Origin of the sequence: Herbaspirillum sp. (genome assembly GCF_035644555.1) — a bacterium.
Classification (GTDB): Bacteria; Pseudomonadota; Gammaproteobacteria; order Burkholderiales; family Burkholderiaceae_D; genus Herbaspirillum.
The window spans coordinates 180,481-199,201 of the sequence record NZ_DASQOH010000012.1 but is presented as its reverse complement, the minus strand read 5'-3'; the positions used below and the strand labels follow the sequence as shown (position 1 = coordinate 199,201).

10 protein-coding genes are annotated in these 18,721 nt (G+C 62.7%); 5 read left to right on the top strand and 5 right to left on the bottom strand.

Going from position 1 to position 18,721, the window contains the following annotated elements:
- Window positions 1–7: 7 nt before the first annotated feature.
- Window positions 8–1,705: a glucose-6-phosphate isomerase gene (gene pgi / locus VE092_RS04745; protein WP_324874314.1), complete on the bottom strand. Its 1,698-nt coding sequence runs from the start codon at window positions 1,703–1,705 to the stop codon at window positions 8–10.
- A gap of 745 nt (window positions 1,706–2,450) precedes the next feature.
- Between pgi and VE092_RS04740 the strand changes: the two genes are divergently transcribed.
- The 5 genes from VE092_RS04740 (at window position 2,451) to VE092_RS04720 (ending at window position 9,275) form a co-directional block, all read left to right on the top strand.
- Window positions 2,451–3,056 carry a hypothetical protein gene (locus VE092_RS04740; RefSeq protein WP_324874312.1) on the top strand — a complete coding sequence of 202 codons (606 nt, stop codon included), beginning with the start codon at window positions 2,451–2,453 and terminating at the stop codon, window positions 3,054–3,056.
- Window positions 3,053–7,543, top strand: a complete 4,491-nt coding sequence (locus VE092_RS04735) for a calcium-binding protein (protein WP_324874309.1) — start codon at window positions 3,053–3,055, stop codon at window positions 7,541–7,543. The genes VE092_RS04740 and VE092_RS04735 overlap by 4 nt, the downstream gene beginning before the upstream one ends.
- A gap of 346 nt (window positions 7,544–7,889) precedes the next feature.
- Window positions 7,890–8,102 (top strand): DUF2892 domain-containing protein, encoded by a 213-nt coding sequence (locus tag VE092_RS04730; RefSeq protein WP_324874307.1) that lies wholly within the window; start codon window positions 7,890–7,892, stop codon window positions 8,100–8,102.
- Complete coding sequence (locus tag VE092_RS04725) at window positions 8,092–8,628, top strand: RNA polymerase sigma factor (protein ID WP_324874305.1); 537 nt, start codon at window positions 8,092–8,094, stop codon at window positions 8,626–8,628. The genes VE092_RS04730 and VE092_RS04725 overlap by 11 nt, the downstream gene beginning before the upstream one ends.
- A gap of 299 nt (window positions 8,629–8,927) precedes the next feature.
- On the top strand, window positions 8,928–9,275 hold the full coding sequence (locus VE092_RS04720; RefSeq protein ID WP_324874303.1) for a carboxymuconolactone decarboxylase family protein: 348 nt from the start codon (window positions 8,928–8,930) through the stop codon (window positions 9,273–9,275).
- Between the two features lie 44 nt (window positions 9,276–9,319).
- Here the strand turns inward: VE092_RS04720 and treY are convergent, their stop codons facing one another.
- Genes treY through glgX form a run of 4 tightly spaced genes read right to left on the bottom strand, consistent with a single transcriptional unit; the run spans window position 9,320 to window position 18,721 of the window.
- A complete protein-coding gene (gene treY, locus VE092_RS04715; protein ID WP_324874301.1) occupies window positions 9,320–12,301 on the bottom strand; it encodes a malto-oligosyltrehalose synthase in 2,982 nt (993 codons plus the stop codon).
- Entirely contained in the window at window positions 12,301–14,580 is a 2,280-nt protein-coding gene (gene malQ / locus VE092_RS04710) for a 4-alpha-glucanotransferase (RefSeq protein ID WP_324874299.1), read from the bottom strand. Before malQ ends, treY begins: the two co-directional genes overlap by 1 nt.
- Window positions 14,577–16,463: a malto-oligosyltrehalose trehalohydrolase gene (treZ, locus tag VE092_RS04705; protein WP_324874297.1), complete on the bottom strand. Its 1,887-nt coding sequence runs from the start codon at window positions 16,461–16,463 to the stop codon at window positions 14,577–14,579. The genes malQ and treZ overlap by 4 nt, the downstream gene beginning before the upstream one ends.
- Window positions 16,460–18,721, bottom strand: a complete 2,262-nt coding sequence (gene glgX, locus VE092_RS04700) for a glycogen debranching protein GlgX (protein WP_324874295.1) — start codon at window positions 18,719–18,721, stop codon at window positions 16,460–16,462. The genes treZ and glgX overlap by 4 nt, the downstream gene beginning before the upstream one ends.

Sequence of the window (18,721 nt, the reverse complement as noted above, 5' to 3'; positions counted from 1 at the left end):
GGGCGCTTCAATCGGTGCGCCGGGTGGTCTCCCCCTGTGAGCCGCGATAGCGGCGGATCAGTGCGTTGGTGGAACTGTCATGATGCAGCGGCTCGGCGTGATCGATCAGCTGGCGGGCGGTGCGCTTGGCCAGCTGCTTGCCCAGTTCCACGCCCCACTGGTCGAAGGAATCGATATTCCAGATCACGCCCTGGGTGAAGACGCTATGTTCGTACAGGGCCACCAGGCTGCCCAGGCTGTAGGGTGTGAGCTGCTCCAGCAGCATGCTGTTGCTGGGCCGGTTGCCCGGGAACACGCGATGCGGCACCAGTTCTTCCGGCGTCTCTTCCTCCCGCACCCGCTGTGCGCTCTTGCCGAAGGCCAGTGCCTCGGCCTGCGCAAACATGTTGGCCATCAGCAGTTCATGCTGCTGACCCAGCGCGTGCGGCGGGCGGCAGAAGCCGATGAAATCGCACGGCACCATCTGCGTGCCCTGATGCAAAATCTGGTAGAAGGAATGCTGGCCATTGATACCGTTGTCGCCCCAGTAGACCGGCGAGGTCTGGTAGTCCACCGGCTCGCCGTGCAGCGTCACCTGCTTGCCATTGCTTTCCATGGTCAGCTGCTGCAGATAGGCCGGCAAGCGCCGCAGGTATTGGCTATAGGGCAGCACAGCCTGACTGCGGGCATCGAAGAAGTTGCAGTACCACACGGTGAGCATGCCCAGGATGGCCGGCAGGTTGCGTTCCAGCGGCGCGGTGCGGAAATGTTCATCCATGGCGTGCATGCCGTCCAGCATCTCGCGGAAGTGCTGCGGCCCGATGGCGATCATGGTGGACAGGCCGATGGCGCTGCTCATCGAATAGCGGCCGCCGACCCAGTCCCAGAACCCGAACATGTTGCACTCATCGATCCCGAAGCGGCTGGCTTCCTCGATATTGGTGGTCACCCCCACAAAGTGCCTGGCCACCGCCGCCTCGTCGCCCAATTTCTGCACCAGCCATTGGCGGGCGGCCTGGGCATTGGTGATGGTTTCCAGGGTGGTAAAGGTCTTTGAGCAGACGATGAAAAGCGTCTCCTCCGGCGGCAAGCCGCGCACCGTTTCCAGCAGTGCCGCCGCATCGACGTCGGAGAGAAAGTGCAGCGACAGATCGCGCTGGCTGTAATGGCGCAGGGCCTCGTGCGCCATCATCGGGCCCAGGTCCGAGCCACCGATACCGATATTGACCACATGGCGGATCGGCCGGCCGGTATGCCCGGTCCACGCGCCGCTACGCAGCTGTTCGGCAAAGGCCTCCATGCGCGCCAGGACTTCCTGCACCTGCGCAATCACGTCATCACCCTCCACCACCAGCCGCTCCGTCGCCGGCTTGCGCAGGGCCGTGTGCAGCACCGCACGCTGCTCGGTGGCATTGATGCGGTCGCCGCGGAACATTGCCTCCACCCGATCCTGCAGGCCGCACTGGCGCGCCAGTTGCATCAGCAGGGTCATGGTTTCGGCGGTGATGAGATTCTTGGAATAGTCGAGATAGATACCTGCCGCTTCGGCGGTCAGGTTTTCGCCGCGCTGGGGGTCGGCTGCGAACAGGCGTTCCAGGCGGAAGTGGCGGGCACTGTATTGGTGGTGCTCCTGCAGGGCGATCCAGGCGCTCTTCTCGGTCAGCGACTCACGCTGGCTGTAGACGAACAGCGGTAGTTGAAGATCGGCGGCGGGCAACTTTGTCATGCGGACTCCTTGAGCGGGATGGCAGCGCCAGCGGACTTGCCGGACAGCATGCCGGATCGCTCGATGATAAGGCTCACCCCGTTCCGGAAGGCATAGGACGGCGGGACATTCGCTTGTAGGAAACGAGGAATCTGCGCTCCTTGTTTTGCTTGGATGCCGATTTGCTTTTATCAACGGAAAGCCAATATGCACAAGGCTTTGCGGCGATCATTCCGGTCAGAAAATGTCAGCCGGCGAGTAGTTTTTCTAACTAAAGTACAGCCGTCAAATCAATGGATCATAGTGCTGTAACGATGAAGTATCGCTTGCAGTCACCCTCATTTATGAACACCACTGTCGCCACCAGCCCGCATACGACATCTGCCGGAATCATCCCGTGTGTGTCGACTACCGCCATGCCTGAGACCAAGACAAATGTGACGCCGCTCTGCGCAAACGGTGCAGCGGCTGGCAATGCGACATCCAAGGATGCGCAATCGCTCTTCAATCGGTAAGAGAGTCTGGGCTGGGTCGAATCGCAGGACGACCCGTTGGTCAAGACAGGCTCCTCCTAGAGAGACTGCGCGACGCCGGCATCGTGCCCGGCCGATTCCTCGCCGTTGCCGCCCAGAATCACGAAACGAAATGAACTTTTATATCTTTTGATTGGAGATAAGGCTTCCGATCCGTCACTCACTTCGGCCACAGGCTTCCCTATCAGGCTCTTCGAGAGTGACTCGAAATCCTTGTCCGAAGGGGTGCGCGCATGAACCTGAATCGTCCTCTCAGCCGACGGCAGCGATTGATAGACAAGCTCTCCGGTCCGCCCAACGAAGCGGTACTGGCCACGCGCAGGGGCAAGCCATTCTGGCGTCGATACCCTCAGACTTCGTGGGGAATGCTCCTTTCCCTGGTGCTCCTGATCATCCCCGAGTGCGTCAATCAATGGAATCGTGTGCCTGATCCGGCCACCCTCCAAACATTGCAGGTGCGCATTCTGCACACCCAACTGACCGAGCCGCATCTCTTTGTCGAGTTGCCTAACGGCGAGCGGCGTCAGATGGAGTGGCCGGTAGATATCAGCGCGGGTGGCAGATTCCGTACTTACGTCTGGACCGACGCTCAGCGAAAGAGCCTTCCGGGATGCATGGCCACGGTGCAAGGTGCTCCGCTAAAGCTGACGCCCACTGAACGGTTTCGGGTGTGGACCCTCGATTGCCCCGAACGAGATATCAGCGTCAATTTCGAAGCCACGAGCACGAGACACTCCAGGGACTTGATGTCCAGTCTGATGATCGGACTATGCCTTTTGACCCCGTACTACCTTTTTTATGCATTCATTTTTATTCGTGAGAAAAGAGGACAACTATGAGCAATGAAAATATCGGATTGATAATTCTGACTGGAGGATTTGGTACGCATTTGAATGCCGCCAATACCGGCGCTGGTGTAAAAAACTCTGACGGCAGCTTCAATACCACGGGCACGGTAATAGGCATAGGGCAGACCACACACTCGATAGTGGAATTTGCCACGATAGGTAGCAGCGTGGCGAAATATATGCCGCCGGTTGGAGGAGTATTGGGTGCGCTGAGTGGCTGGGATAGCGGAAAAAAGATTCTCAAAGCCTATAGCGATGGCACTCCCATCCAGCAATCCGACCTCGCAGGCGTGATCGGCGGCGTGGCATCGTTGATCGGCGCAGGCGCAGCACTCATCACCATGAGCGGAGCAGTCATTCCCCTGGTTGTGACCGTAGGTACCATTGCAACCGTGGTCGGCGTAGGCGCAAGCGCCTATCAGTTGGTCGCTGGTGCGGCTGGCTGGAAAATCGATGCCGATCGCAATGTCACCCCGCTGCCGGTTACGGATGACGGTGGACGCAACATCGTGAAGAGCGGGGACCGCGCCACTGACCAGATCACCAAGAGCGTGGTCAAGGCAATCGACGCCCTGACCAAAGCGGGGATGGAAACCGACACGATTGCAGAGATCATCGGTCAAGCCATCACTCAGCACGCGGGTGAATCCGGCGCTGGCATTTTCGGCACGCCCCTGGATCTGGACAGGAACCACGATGACGCCATGGGCCAGATCTACGATCGCTGGGCGGCCAGCAGCAACATCATACCGCGGCGTGACCCGCTTATTCTCGATCTCGATGGCGACGGGATAGAAACCATCGCGCGCAGTGCCAACGTCCACTTCGACCACGACCTGAACGGCTTTGCCGAACAGAGCGGCTGGGTCGGTGGCGACGACGCCCTGCTGGTGCGCGACCTCGACGGCGACGGCAAGATCACCAGCGGTGCCGAACTGTTTGGCGACCATACCCGGCTCGGCAATGGCGCGTTTGCAGCCAATGGATTCGCCGCACTCGCGGATCTGGATAGCAATCAGGACGGCGTGCTCGATGACAACGACAAGGCTTTTGCCAGTCTCAGGGTCTGGCAGGACCGCAATGGCAACGGCATCACGGATGCCGGTGAGCTGAGCGATCTGGGCGCGGCGGGTGTCAAGACGCTCAATGTGCATTTTTCCCACACCAACAAGACCGATGCCGCCGGTAATGCCTTGCGTCAACTGGGCAGCTATGTCGCGACCGACGGCAGTACCCGCAGCCTGGGTGATGTCTGGTTTGCCACCAACACCATGCGCAGTGTGGCGCTAACTGAAGTAACGCTCAGCGAAGCCATTGCGCAACTACCGGAGCTCCCCGGCATGGGCAATATCCTCAGCCTGCGGCAAGCCATGGCGCAGGAAGCCAGCGGGTTCCTGCAACGCCGGGTGGAATCGATCATGAGCATGAGCGATCCGACTGCCCGACGCGCTGCCTTCGATGACCTGTTGTTAAACTGGAGTGGCGGCGATCGTCGGGCCGCCAACAGTCGCGGCAACTTCATCAACGGGCGCATCCTCTACGCGCTCGAATCCCTCACGGGCATGGCCTGGCCGGGCGGAGGCAACCCCATCAATGAAGCGACGGCACTCAGTATCCTGGCGATCTGGCGGGACCTGGGTGAGCGCCTCTATGTACGCTGGGAGGTCCAGACGACCTACAAGGAGGATTTCAGCCAGTTCGGTCTGGCCTGGAACATCTCGGAAAAAAGCCTGGTGCCGGATGCCATGCCGTTGGTCGCATCCTTGAAACAAGCCATGCAGAGCGCTCCGGAGTCGACCAGCTTGCACCTGCTTGGCCTGGGCGAGACCTTGCGCCAGCTCGGTGATAGCGGCCGGCTTTACCTTGATGCCCTGCATCGCGCAGGCCAACAAGATGCATCCGAATTGGGCAAGCTGCTGGTTTCCACAGGCAAGCCGGGCGCCCTCATACGCGGCACCAACGGGGATGACACGCTCAGCGGAGATGGAAGCAGCAATTACATGCTCGGTGGCGACGGTAACGACAGGCTTTACGGCGATGCCGGCAACGACACTCTCGTAGGTGGCAAGGGCAACGACTACCTGAACGGCGGCATCGGCAATGACATCTATGTCTTCAATCAGGGCGATGGCACCGATACCATCAGCGACTATGACTACACTGTCGGCAACATTGACACCCTGCGCCTGGGCAAAGGGATTCAGGCGGCAGACACGGTCGTGGCACGATCCGGCGCTCATCTGACCCTGACATGGGGGATAGATGCCATCACCATCGAGAACTTTTTCGTGGGTGGTTATTGGCACATCGAGAGGATCATCTTCGACGATGGCACGACCTGGGACTATTTCGAGCTGGCGTCCAGGCTCACCCAGACAGGGACTTCCGAGAATGAATATTGGACCGGTCTCAGTGGCGTGAGCAATCGCATGTATGGCATGGCTGGAAATGATTCGCTTACGGGTGGTCAATTCGCCGACATCCTGGACGGCGGCGATGGTAACGATGTACTCAGTGGTGACCGAGGGAGCGATACGCTCTCCGGCGGCAAGGGCAAGGATTACCTGAACGGCGGCACCGGAAACGACATCTATGTCTTCAATCAGGGGGATGGCGTCGATACCATCAATGACTATGACTACACTGCCGGCAACATTGACACGCTACGACTGGGCAAAGGCATCCAGGCGGAAAATACCGTTGTCAGCCGATTCGGCGCTCATCTGACACTGACCTGGGGGACGGATGCCATCACCATCGAAAACTATTTCATGGGTGGCTATTGGCACCTTGAGAAGGTCATCTTCGATGATGGCACGACCTGGGGCTATTCCGAGCTGGCGTCCAGGCTCACCCAGATAGGGACTTCCGAGAATGAATATTGGACCGGTCTCAGTGGCGTGAGCAATCGCATGTACGGCATGGCTGGAAATGATTCGCTTATGGGCAGTCAATTCGACGACATCCTTGACGGCGGGGATGGCAACGATGTGCTCAATGGCGATGGGGGCAGCGATACACTCTCCGGCGGCAAGGGCAATGACTATCTGAACGGCAGCACCGGCAACGACACCTATCTATTCAATCAGGGTGATGGCGTCGATACCATCAGCGACTATGACTACAATGCCGCCAACATCGATACTCTGCGACTGGGCAAAGGCATCCAGGCAGAAAATACTGTCCTGACACGATCAGGCAATCATCTGACTTTGACCTGGGACACTGACGCCATCACCATCAGAGACTATTTCGCGGGCAGCTCATCTTACTTCATCGAGAAGACCGTCTTTGACGACGGCACGATCTGGGGCTATTCCGAACTGGCCTCCCGGCTCACCCAGACGGGCAGTTCCGAGAATGAATACTGGATCGGTCTTAGTGGCGCGAGCAATCGCATGTATGGCATGGCTGGAAATGATTTCCTTACCGGTAGCTACCTTGCCGACACCATCGACGGCGGAGTCGGCAATGACAACTTGTCGGGCTACGGCGGCAATGACACCCTCATCGGTGGCGAGGGCAATGACGGGCTCAATGCCGGCGAGGGTGACGATACGTTATTCGGTGGCAAAGGCGATGACTACCTGAACGGCGGCACCGGCAACGACATCTATGTCTTCAATCAGGGCGACGGCATCGATACCATCAGTGACTATGACTACAATGCCGCCAACATCGATACTCTGCGACTGGGCAAAGGCATCCAGGCAGAAAATACTGTCCTGACACGATCAGGCAATCATCTGACTTTGACCTGGGGCACTGACGCCATCACCATCAGGGACTATTTCGCGGGCAGCTCATCTTACTTCATCGAGAAGATCGTCTTTGACGACGGCACGATCTGGGGCTATTCCGAACTGGCCTCCCGGCTCACCCAGACGGGCAGTTCCGAGAATGAATATTGGATCGGTCTTAGTGGCGTGAGCAATCGCATGTATGGCATGGCTGGAAATGATTCCCTTACCGGTAGCTACCTTGCCGACACCATCGACGGCGGAGCCGGCAATGACAACCTGTCGGGCTACGGCGGCAATGACACCCTCATCGGTGGCGAGGGCAATGACGGGCTCAATGCCGGCGAGGGTGACGATACGTTATTCGGTGGCAAAGGCGATGACTACCTGAACGGCGGCACCGGCAACGATATCTATGTCTTCAATCAGGGCGACGGCGTCGATACCATCAGCGACTATGACTACAATGCCGCCAACATCGACACGCTCAAGTTCGGCGCGGGCATCACCAGTGATCGCCTGAGGTTCAGTCACATCGGCAACAACCTGGAAATTTCGGTGAGCGGGACCGAAGACAAGGCGATCATCCAGAACTGGTATCTCGGGAGTGCTTACCAGATCGACCGGATCAGTACCGCCGACGGAGTCACCGTCTTCAATACAGCGCTTGAACGCCTGACTCATCCCATGACCGGTTCCGCCTTCATGGCATTGAACACGGCGGTGATGCCAGCTTAGCGAGGCGCTCCTGCCCTTGCTGCGCCGTACGTTCGGCATGGGGCGGCAGACCCCCGCTACGAATGCGGGTCAAGGCGCCCAGTCTTGCCCCACATTCGCGCCCAGCACTTCATCCCAAACCGAACCCGCTCGTACTCCTGCCTATTTATCCAACGAGTTCTAGCAACAATGCCTACGTAAGGGCAATTGGAGTGCATCCCAGAGCAGGTTACGCTCCACATGGCGATACGCTAGCCCACCTGAACAACACTACTTCCGGAAAAAAATTCGCTGCGCCTTGAATCCTTTGCGGCCTTTGCCGCCTCTAGTCAGTTAGGAATCGTTACCTACCACTGAAAGGAATCAGATGTTTTTCAAGAAAAATCTAGCAAAATGGGAGCGCGCCCTCCGCTTGTGCGCTGGCTTGGCCGTGGTGGGAGCCGCGTTCCTTATCCCCTTTTTGCACGAGATCCAATGGCCGACAATAGGTGTCGGCGCCCTCGTGGCCTGTACCGGCTGCATCGGATTTTGCCCAATGTGCGCGCTTTTCGGTCGCAAGCTGAAAGATCATGGACATTGATATCCAGGTGGCTGAAGCCGCGCTCCGAGGGGATGCCAAGGCGCTCGATCTTTTGCTCGCCCGCATGCAACCTGACCTAAGACGCTTCGCCCGGCGAACCTGCGCTAGCAGTGAAGATGCAGAAGATGCGGTGCAAGAGGCACTATGGAAACTTCATCGCAAATTCAATACGGTAGAGAAGCTCTCTGCACTGGCGGCCTGGCTATTCCGGATCATAGAACGGGAATGCTACCGGCTCTTCGCAAAACCGCGTCGCACTGTTGAACTGACGACAGCGCAGGAAGAAGGTTTGCAAGCGCCCTCTTCGCCATTGCAACTTCGTAGCGACCTGGTCGCGGCGTTGGCCAATCTGGCTCCGCATTACAGGGAAATTCTCATCCTGCGTGATATCGAGAAATTGTCCGCCCCGGAAGCGGCGGCGCACCTTGATATCTCGGTCGCGGCGGTAAAGAGCCGGCTGCACCGGGCACGCCATCTGATGCGCGAGCAGCTGGCAGCAGGCGGCTATCGCATCGACGGATTCTGATAGGCATCGGATGTTATCCGGATCACGAGAAAGGAACAGGAAATGTTTTGTAGTCGCTCCGTCACGGTGCATTTAATGAAAGGCTTGTGTGCCTTTGCTTTAATCGGCCTTTCGATCTACATATTGCTGCACCACCAAGCTTATGGACTCCTCGTTTCATTGATGCTGGCAGGGGCCCTTGTATTGCTTAGAGGTTGTCCCATGTGCTGGCTTCTAGGTCTATTCGAGACCATCAGGAAGCGAACGCCCGGCAAGGCAAGCAATGACGCCCCCATTGAAATTGGACACCAAGGAAAAACATGAGCACCTATCAATCCCCGGATGACCTGCTTTTTGCCAAGCAACTGATCCAGGCCGCGCCGAAGGAGGCCGCAGCCTTTCTCCATTTGAAGGCCACTGCCGAACGCAAAGACGGAGAAATACCCGAGAAGTACCGCGAGTTGATCTCCATCGCGGTAGCACTGACGACCCAGTGCAGCTACTGTATCGACGCGCATGTCCGGAGCGCCGTGAAAGCGGGTGCATCCAGGGAAGAGCTCGCTGAGACGGTGTTTATCGTTGCGGCGCTCAACGCCGGGGCCGCAGTTGGTCATGGACTGATGGCAACCCGCCTGTATTCCGAAAAGCAGGCAGGTCAGCCTACTTGACCCGTTGAAGGAAAAGGCAGCCGTTTTCCTCAGGCTGCCTTCCCTCACTCCAGATGCAACTCCAGCATCTCCACCGGCAAACTCCCCAGAATCTCCGCCACGGCGATGTTGCCACCCCGTTCGCCATCAGGCATCGCGCATTCCTCCAGCTGACCCTGGCCGCTGGTGAGCACGCTGCGCCAGAGGCGCATGCCTTGCCCGGCCGCATGCGACAGCGACTGCGGGAGCGCGATGCTGGTATCGCCCCAGGCCTGGGCAGAGATCAGCGGCAAGGCCTCTTCACGACGACCTTCGAAGGACAGCAGGTGGCCCGCCAGTCGGGTACAGATGACGACCACCGCCTGCAGGCCCTGCGCTTCATCGCCCTGCTCCACCGGCAGCAATCTGGCAAAGGCGATGACGTGACGCGCCAGCTTGCCATGGGCGGTAAGGGGGATGTATCCACCATCGGCGAAGAGTGGCGCATGCCGGCGCCGGTACTGCAACACCGCATGGATCAGTTGCTGCTTGGCGCCGCCGCTCTGCCATTCGCGCAGGGAGACCGGGCGACTGGTCGCCTCGTCCAGGCGACGGGCGCGCAGGGCGAAATCCACCGGTCGGCGATTGTCGGGGTCGACCATGCTCAGGTCCCAGAGCTCGCTGCCCTGGTAAAAGTCCGGCACCCCTGGGCTGGCCAGCTTGAGCATGGTCTGCGACAGGCTGTTGATGGCGCCCAGCGGTCCCAGGCGACGGACGAAGTCTTCCAGTTCGGTGAGGAAGGGATGATGGCGCGGGTCCAGTCCGGGGTCGCATAGCAAGGCGCGGGTGAAGCGTTCGCAGGCTTCTTCATAGTCCTGCTGGGGCGCCACCCAGTCGCTGCGCCGCTTGGCTTCGCGCAGGGCCTTGCGCTGCCATTCGATGACGCGTTCGGCCAGTTGGCCCAGGGCGCTCAAGTCGTCGTCGCCGGCACGCATGCCATCGGGCCAGGCACCCACCAGCGTCTGGTAGAGCATGCTTTCGTCGACGGCGTCGATGCCGCCCTGCGGGCCGGCGGTGGCTGCGACGATGGGGGCGTTGAGTTGATGCCAGTGGCGCAGTACGGTGGCCCATTCCTCAGCGATCTCGGAGAGCGCGGCCAGGCGCATGCGCGCATCTTCGCCACGCTTGTGGTCGTGCGTGCCGGTGGCCAGCAGGCTGTAGGGCGTCTGTTCGGCGCGGCGCGCAGCCAGTTGGTGGAAGTGCGCCACGGAGAGCGAGAGGTGGGCCGGTTCGGCGCCCACTTCGTTGCGCGACAGCAGGCGCCCATAGCGATAGAAGGCGGTGTCTTCCATGGACTTGGCCGTCAGCGGCGGCGTCAGTTGCTGGAAGCGGGCGATGGCGCGCAGTTGCAATGCGCGGCGGCGGGCATCGCTGCTATTGAGCAGCAGATCCCCGCCCAGCCAGCCTTCCACCACATGCAGCGTCGGGTGGTCGGCGGCGTGCAGGGTGGTCGCCGCCGTGCGGGCGGTGCGGGCCAGCAGTTCACGGTCCAGGGCGGGCATGCCTTCGGCGTTGGCGTAGGTGCGATAGACCGGGAAATGCACCAGCAATTCGGCCACGCAGCGACGGATGGACATCAGTGTCAGGTCGCGGGTCTGCGTTGCCGTGCGGGCGAGCTGGTGCAGGCAGTGCGTGAGGGCATTGAATTCGGCGGCGAAATTGCGCACCAGAAAACTGCGGCGCGCCTGCTGCACGATGGTCGGGAAATGGCTGAGCTCGCCCGCCGCATGGCCCTGCATGTGATCCACCGTTGGCGTCACTTCGCCGACGATGTCGCGCCACAGCTCGTCCAGCACCGGTTCGCCTTCGCCGTCGTGCAGGACGGCGGCGCACTGGTCCATGAATTCATAGCCGGTGCTGCCATCGAGCGCCCAGCCGGGCGGCAACATCTCGTCGCCGGCCAGGATTTTTTCGGCGATCAGATAGGGTTCGTGATCGGGCCGCAGACTGCGCAGGCGCGCCCGCAGGCGATGGCAATAGGCGGCCGGGTCGGTCAGCCCGTCGATGTGGTCCAGGCGTAGACCGTCGATGAGGCCTTCCCCATAGAGGCGGAAGATCTCGGCGTGCATGGCCTCGAATACATCCTCCCGTTCGACCCGCATGCCGACCAGCTCGCTGACTTCGAAGAAGCGGCGCCAGTTGATTTCGTCAGCCGCATTGCGCCAGTAGGCCAGGCGGTAATGTTGGCGTTCCAGCAGTTCGTGCATGGCGCTACGTCCATGCGGCTGCACGGCGGAGAAGGCCGCCAGAGCCGCGTCGATGTCGGCCAGCGCATCGGGGTCGGCGGCCAGGCTGCGCATCAGATTGCAGGCCTCCGCTGCCTGGCGGTACTGCTCGGGGTGACCGGCTTCGACCGCCTGGAAGGCGCTGATGAGCTCCGCCAGACGTGGGCTGCCGGCGGTCTCCAGCACCACGGCGTGGTCTTGCATGGCCAGGGGGAACACGTTGTCGTGGTGCGCCACGTAGAGCTCGCCCCGTTCGGTATCCAGGCGTAGCACCAGTTCGCCGGCTTCCAGTGCCTCGGCATAGGGCTGGCCGAGGAAAGGCAGCAGGACCTTGCCGGCCAGGGTCGGGTCGGCACTGTCCCATTCGATGTCGAACCAGTCGGCGTGGTGGCTGTGACGGCCCCAGCGCAGCACATCCTGCCACCAGGCATTGTGTTGGCCGACGGCCATGTGATTGGGGACGATGTCGACGATCACCCCCATGTCCTTGGCATGCAGACGCTGGCACAGCTGGCGCAGGCCTTTCTCGCCGCCCAGTTCGGGGTTGATGCGGGTGGCGTCCACCACATCGTATCCATGGGTGGAACCGGGACGGGCTACCAGAATGGGTGACAGGTAGTAATGGCTGACACCCAGGCGATGGTAGTAATCCACCACCTCGGCGGCATGTTCGAAACGGAAATCGCGATGCAGTTGCAGACGTGCGGTGGCGCGCGGGATGTCATTGCGCTCACGGCGGTCACTGCGGTCACCATGCGGATGGGGTGCGGTCGGGTCGGGCATCAGGTCTCCTTGGGGCCGCAGCCGCGCACACGGCGCAGGCGTTCCAGCCTGGCCCGGGCGGCATAGGCGGCAAACAGCTGTGGCGTATCGGCCGGCAGGCGGCGGCGCCAGTTGGGGTGAGGGTCGGTCAGGCCGGGCAGATTGGGTTGCTGGGTCAGGCCGAGGATGTCTTCCACCGGCACCACGGCCAGCGGTGAAGGGGTGGCGGCCACCATCTCAAGCGCGGCGTCGACGGCGATGGCGCAGTCTTCCAGGGTGGCAGGATGGCGTTCTTCCGACACCTCCTCGACGACGGCCTGCGTCAATTCGGGCAAGGGACCGCTGGCCCATCCCTGCTCCACCAGACTGTGCCAAAGCTGGCGGCGATCCTGGCTGCGCTGTTCCTGCGCGGCGGCCACGCCTTCATCCAATTGGCCCAGACGGTCGCGCCAGGCGATGTCGGCACCGGACCACCATCCGGCCACGGTGGGCAGGTCGTGCGTAGTCGTCACGGCAATGGCCTGATCCGACCAGTCGGCCGGCGGCAGGAAACCGGTTTTGTCACGCTGGAACCAAAGCACGCGGATGCCGGCCACGCCCGCCGTATCCAGTGCCTGGTCGAAGCCGGGTGGCACCGTACCCAGGTCTTCACCGATGACCACCGCGCGGTGGCGCCAGGATTCGAGCGCGATCAGGCGCAGCAGGTCCTGCTGCGGATAGCTGACGTAGGCACCCGCATCGGCGTCCCGTCCTTGCGGTACCAGCCAGAGGCGGTTCAAGCCAAGCACGTGGTCGATGCGCACGCCGCCGCCCTGGGCGAAGCAGGCGCGCAGCATCGCCAGGTAACCCTGGTAGCCGGTGCGGCGCAGGGCCAGTGGCGAGAACGCGCCCAGCCCCCAGTTCTGGCCTTGCGGGGCCAGGCGATCCGGCGGCGCGCCCACGGTCAGGCCGGCGGCGATCTCGGCCTGATGGCTCCAGGCCTGGCTGCCGCCATTGTCGGCACCGACTGCAAGATCGGCGATCAGTCCGATGGGCATGCCGGCCGCGCGCGCGCATTGCTGGGCCTGTCCCAGCTGACGCGCCGCCTGCCATTGCAGGAACAGGTGAAAGTCGATTTCGCCGGCGTGCTCACTGGCGAAGGCGCGCATCTCGGGGGTATCCGGATGCAGACCCGCCGGGCCCCACTGGCGCCAGTCGCAATAGCCGACCGCACCCTGGTCAGCCAGATGCTGGCTGTAGGCTTCGTACAGGGCATGGGCACGCAAAGCCGCCCCGCCCTCGGCGACGAAGGCGGCGAAGGCCGCCTGCTGGGCCGCTTGGCCTGCCTGCTCGGTGCGGAACAGCGCATACAGCCGACGCAGCAGGGTCAGCCGGTGCGCACCGGCGCGCGGCCAGTCGATCAGGCTGGCCTGCTGAAGGCGTTCATGGGCGGCGATCATTTCCGAGCCGCCCTCGACCAGCACCTGGGCCTGGGCCTCTTCGCCAAGGATGCCGGCCGGGTCGATCAGGTAGGGATTGAGGAACAGCCGGCTGGAGGGGGAATACGGACTGCTGCGCCCGGGGTCAGCGGCGAACATTGCGTGCAGCGGCGACATCGCCAGCGCAGCCGCGCCATATTCGGCGGCGCTGTGCGCCAGCGCCGCCAGCGCGCCGAAGTGGCCGATGCCGCCATCGCCATAGATTTTGCGGGCCGGGTTCAGGCTCTCGCTGCGCAGGCCGTAGACCTGCCCAGCCAGCGCCCAGCCGCGTCCCTTGCCGCGCTCGGCCAGGGTATCGGCGATGGTATAGCAGCGGGCCGGGGCAATGGCCAGGGTCAGAATGTGACCGGCCACCAGCAACCGGTGGTAGCCCGGGACATCGATGGGCGGCAAGGTGGGCGGCCGGTTCAGGTCGGACGAAATCAACAGCATCAGGCGCGCGCCGTTTTCCAGTTCGACCCGGCAGGACAGGCCGTGCAGCCGCGAATGCATGGGCAGGGTCAGCGGCTGGTGCTGCACGCCGGTCAGCAGCGGTGGCAGGTAGCCGACCGCCTGCTGCCGATCCAGCTGCGCCAGGCTGTCGCGACAGTCGCCAGGTGTATCGCAGGGCAACCCGAGCGCCGCCAGGATGGCGCGCAAGGCGTCTTCCTGCACGACCTGGGGCTGGTCATAGGCGTCCGTCCAGTGCACGGCGATGCCAGCGCGGCGCGCCAGCCGATAGAGATCGTTTTCCTGGCGCGCGGGCGCGGCGCGCTGGCCGACCTTCGCGGACGGGGAGGATGCGACTGAGGCGCCGGCAGTGCGCACGGCGGCGCCGCTCATGATGCACTCCTGGCGGTTTCTGCCGGCTCGCGCAGCGCGAGGATGGCGTGTGCCGGTAAGCTGCCATCAGCCAGGGTTTCCAGCACGGCGCCGCTGTCGAAGAGCACATCGGCCCCGGCCGGGTGGGCCAGGTGTTCCAGCGATTCCCGCAGCGGGGCTGCATCCAGGTTCACCGTGATGTTGAGCACGCTGCCGTTGGACAGGCGCCAGCGCGCCTGCACCGCCTTGGGCCCGATGGCACGGGCCTCCAGCGCGCGCGCACCGCGCAGGTAGGGCGCGATATGCAGCTTGCGGATGTGCAGCAGCTCGGCCACGCGGCGCAGGCAGGCCGCCGAACCCGGTGCCGGACCCGGCTCGGGGATGGAAGAAACGAAAGTGGCAAAGCTGTTGGGATCGGGAATCTGCTCCAGCAACTGCGGATCGGCGAATTGCGGGAAGCGGGAGAACTCGCGTCGCCGCCCTTCCCGCACGGCCGTGGCCAGGGCCTCGTCCTGATGACTGGTGAAGTACAGGAAAGGCTGCACGGCGCAGAATTCCTCGCCCATGAACAGCATCGGCACTTGCGGTGCCAGCAGGATCAGGGCCTGCGCGGCATGCAAGGCCAGCGGGTGGGCCAGCACGGTGAGCCGTTCACCGAAGGCGCGGTTGCCGATCTGGTCGTGGTTCTGCAGGAAGTTGACGAAGGCCGTGGGCGGGAGCTCGGCGCTGGGTTCGCCGCGGGGCTCCCCGGAGTACGGAGAGACCTCGCCCTGGTAGACGAAGCCCTGCTGCAGGCAGCGCGCCAGCTTCTCGGCCGGCTGTTCGGCGTAGGCGCTGTAGTAGCCGCCGTCTTCACCGGTCAACAACACATGCAGGACATGGTGTGCGTCGTCATTCCATTGGGCGTCGTAGACATGGCTGGTGCGTGTGCGCACCTCCCCCTGGTCGGGATCGGCGACCTGTTCGCCCTGGCCACCATAGCCCAGCAGATGGGCGGCATTGCCGTCGTGTTCCAGCACCAGGTGGACGTGACGTTCGGTGCCGATCTCCTGGCGGATGCGATGGCCCAGGCTGACCAGCCAGTCCGGCTCGCAGATGGCGTGCACGGCATCCAGGCGCAGGCCGTCGAAGCGGTATTCCTGCAGCCAGTAGAGCGCATTGAGGGTAAAGAAATCGGCCACCTCGGGGCGGCGGAAATCGATGGTCGCCCCCCACAGGGTGTTGCTGTCATGCCGGAAGAACTCCGGGGCGTAGCTGTTGAGATAGTTGCCGGCCGGGCCGAAGTGGTTGTACACCACATCGAGGAACACCATCATCCCCAGGCCATGTGCGGTATCGATGAGCGCCTTGAGTTGTTCGGGCGTGCCGTAGCTGGCGTCCGGGGCGAAGGGCAGCACGCCGTCATAACCCCAGTTGTGGGCGCCGGGGAACTCGGCCACCGGCATCAGTTCGATGGCGGTGATGCCCAGCTCGGCCAGCTCCGCCAGGCGCTGCTGGATGCCGGCAAAGCCCCCCATGGCGCCGGGATGAAGCTCATAGAGCACAGTTTCTTCCCAGGGCCGGCCTTGCCAGTGCGGGTATTGCCACTGGTAGGCATGGGCATCCACCACCACGCTGGGATCGAAGACGTCCCCGGCCTGTCCGCGCGAGGCCGGATCGGGGACGGTGACTTCGCCCTCCACCTTTGAGTGCAGGACGTAGCGATAGAGGGTGCCGGGTTCGCAGGCGGTGTCCAGTACGTACCAGCCCGGCGCCGCGGAATCGGGTGACATCGGCAGGCGGCCGCCTCCGGTGATCTCCACGGCAGCGGCATCCGCGCCAGGTGCCCAGATGCGAAAACGGACCTGGCCAGGCGCCGTGACCTGGGCGCCAAAAGGCAGCGGCAGCGAAAAGCGGGCCGTCATGCGCGTTCTCCCCATTCGTTGCGGGCAATCCATTCATTGGCCGCCAGCGGATAGATGGCCGACGACAGGTGCAAGGGCCGATTGGCGAAGACCTGCAGGCTGTGTGCCTGCACCTCTACCGTGGCACTGCCGGGCAGCCTGGCCGGAACGCCTTCGTCTTCCGGCATGCCGGTAGGCTGAGCGCTGTCCAGCAACAGACAATATTCGCCCTCGGTGCGCGGGAAATGGAACTGGATCGGCTCATGGCCGGCATTGACGAAGATCATCAGTACGTCCGGCGTGGCCTCGGTTGCTTCACCGGGGGCATCGATATTGGCGGCATCCTGGATGCGCGAACTCAGTTGCTTGTGCGGTTCCTGGCGTTTGCCTGCCAGTTGCAGGGTGATGGCGCGGGCCACCGGGTTGTTCCAGTCTTCGCTGGAGACCGGGCGCGCCGCCTCGTCGAACCAGGCCACATCCGGCAAGCCATCGGCCACCATCTGCGCGCCATGCAGGAAATAGCTGGCACGCAGGACTTCGAAGTCACGGCGGATGGCGGTGACGCGGCCCACGAAGGCGGTCAGCGCGACGCCCTCGGGCGAGCGGGCCTGCTCCCAGTTGATCCAGGAGATTTCATTGTCCTGGCAGTAGGCATTGTTGTTGCCGCCCTGGCTGCGATTGAATTCGTCGCCGGCCAGCAGCATCGGAGTACCCTGCGCCAGCAGGGTCGAGGCCAGCATGGAGCGTTGCACATTGGCGCGGGTGGCCTGGATGGCGGCATCGTCGGTCTCGCCTTCGGCCCCCCAGTTGTAGCTGGCATTGTCGTTGTGGCCGTCGTTGTTGTTCTCGCCATTGGCCTCGTTGTGCTTGCCGTTGTAGCTGACCAGGTCACGCAGGGTGAAGCCGTCGTGCGAGGCGATGAAGTTGATGCTGGCCCAGGGCTTGCGGCGATGGTGTTCGAACAGCTCGGCCGAACCCAGCATGCGTTGGGCGAAACCACCGCGCATGGCCTCGTCGCCCTTCCAGAACTTGCGCATGTCGTCGCGGAACTTGTCGTTCCATTCGCCGAAACGGGCCGGATGGTTGCCCAGCTGGTAGCCGCCGGGGCCGATGTCCCAGGGTTCGGAAATGAGCTTCAGGCGCGACAGCACAGGGTCCTGCAGCAGCGCATCGAAGAAGCCCGAACCCGGATCGAAGCCATGCGGCTCGCGCCCCAGGGTGGAGCCGAGGTCGAAGCGGAAGCCATCGATATGGAAGGACTGCGCCCAGTAGCGCAGCGAATCCAGCACCATTTGCAACACGCGAGGGTGTGACAGGTTCAGCGTGTTGCCACAGCCGGTGTCGTTGATGTGATAGCGCTCCTGGCCCGGCATGAGACGGAAGTAGCTGGCGTTGTCCAGGCCACGGAAGGACAGCGTGGGGCCCAGTTCGCTGCCACAGCTGGTGTGGTTGTAGACGACGTCGAGGATGACCTCGATGCCGGCGCTGTGCAGGCGTCGCACGGCCATGCGCAGCTCGTTGGGGTCGCCCATGGACATGTAGGATGGCTCCGGCGCGAAATACGAGAGCGTGCTGTAGCCCCAGTAGTTGCTCAGGCCACGCTCGACCAGGAAGCTGTCCTGCAGGAAGGCATGCACCGGCATGAGCTCCAGCGTGGTCACGCCCAGCCGCAGCAGGTGGTCGATGAAGGCCGGATCGGACAGCGCGGCGAAGGTGCCGCGTTCGTGCGGCAGCAGGTCTTCGCGCATCTTGGAGATGCCCTTGACGTGGGCCTCGTAGATCACGGTCTTGTTCCACGGCACCTGCGGCAGGCGGTCATGCTCCCAGACGAAGGCGTCTTCGGTGACCATGGCCTTGGGCATGGCCGCCGCGCTGTCGCGACGGTCGAAGGACAGGTCGGCGCGGGCCGAATGCAGGCGGTAGCCGTAGAGCGCATCAGTCCAGCGCACCTGGCCTACCAGGCGCTTGGCATAGGGGTCCAGCAGCAGCTTGTTGGGGTTGAAGCGATGGCCCTTGTTGGGTTCGTAGGGGCCATGGGCGCGGAAGCCGTAGACCAGCCCCGGGGCGGCACCTGGCAGGTAGCCGTGCCACACCTCGTCGGTGCATTCGGGGAGCTGGATGCGCTTGAGTTCGCGCTTGCCGGAGGGGTCGAACAGGCAGAGATCCATGCGGGTGGCGTTGGCCGAGAACACCGCAAAATTGACCCCCAGGCCATCAGAGCTGGCGCCCAGGGGGTAAGGCAGGCCTGGCATCAGGCGATCAGGAAAGGCGACACTCAT

Excerpts from the sequence above, each read along its gene's own strand:
- pgi (WP_324874314.1), bottom strand. The coding sequence starts at position 1,705 with ATGACAAAGTTGCCCGCCGCCGATCTTCAACTACCGCTGTTCGTCTAC.
- VE092_RS04740 (WP_324874312.1), top strand. The coding sequence starts at position 2,451 with ATGAACCTGAATCGTCCTCTCAGCCGACGGCAGCGATTGATAGACAAG.
- VE092_RS04735 (WP_324874309.1), top strand. The coding sequence starts at position 3,053 with ATGAGCAATGAAAATATCGGATTGATAATTCTGACTGGAGGATTTGGT.
- VE092_RS04730 (WP_324874307.1), top strand. The coding sequence starts at position 7,890 with ATGTTTTTCAAGAAAAATCTAGCAAAATGGGAGCGCGCCCTCCGCTTG.
- VE092_RS04725 (WP_324874305.1), top strand. The coding sequence starts at position 8,092 with ATGGACATTGATATCCAGGTGGCTGAAGCCGCGCTCCGAGGGGATGCC.
- VE092_RS04720 (WP_324874303.1), top strand. The coding sequence starts at position 8,928 with ATGAGCACCTATCAATCCCCGGATGACCTGCTTTTTGCCAAGCAACTG.
- treY (WP_324874301.1), bottom strand. The coding sequence starts at position 12,301 with ATGCCCGACCCGACCGCACCCCATCCGCATGGTGACCGCAGTGACCGC.
- malQ (WP_324874299.1), bottom strand. The coding sequence starts at position 14,580 with ATGAGCGGCGCCGCCGTGCGCACTGCCGGCGCCTCAGTCGCATCCTCC.
- treZ (WP_324874297.1), bottom strand. The coding sequence starts at position 16,463 with ATGACGGCCCGCTTTTCGCTGCCGCTGCCTTTTGGCGCCCAGGTCACG.
- glgX (WP_324874295.1), bottom strand. The coding sequence starts at position 18,721 with ATGAGTGTCGCCTTTCCTGATCGCCTGATGCCAGGCCTGCCTTACCCC.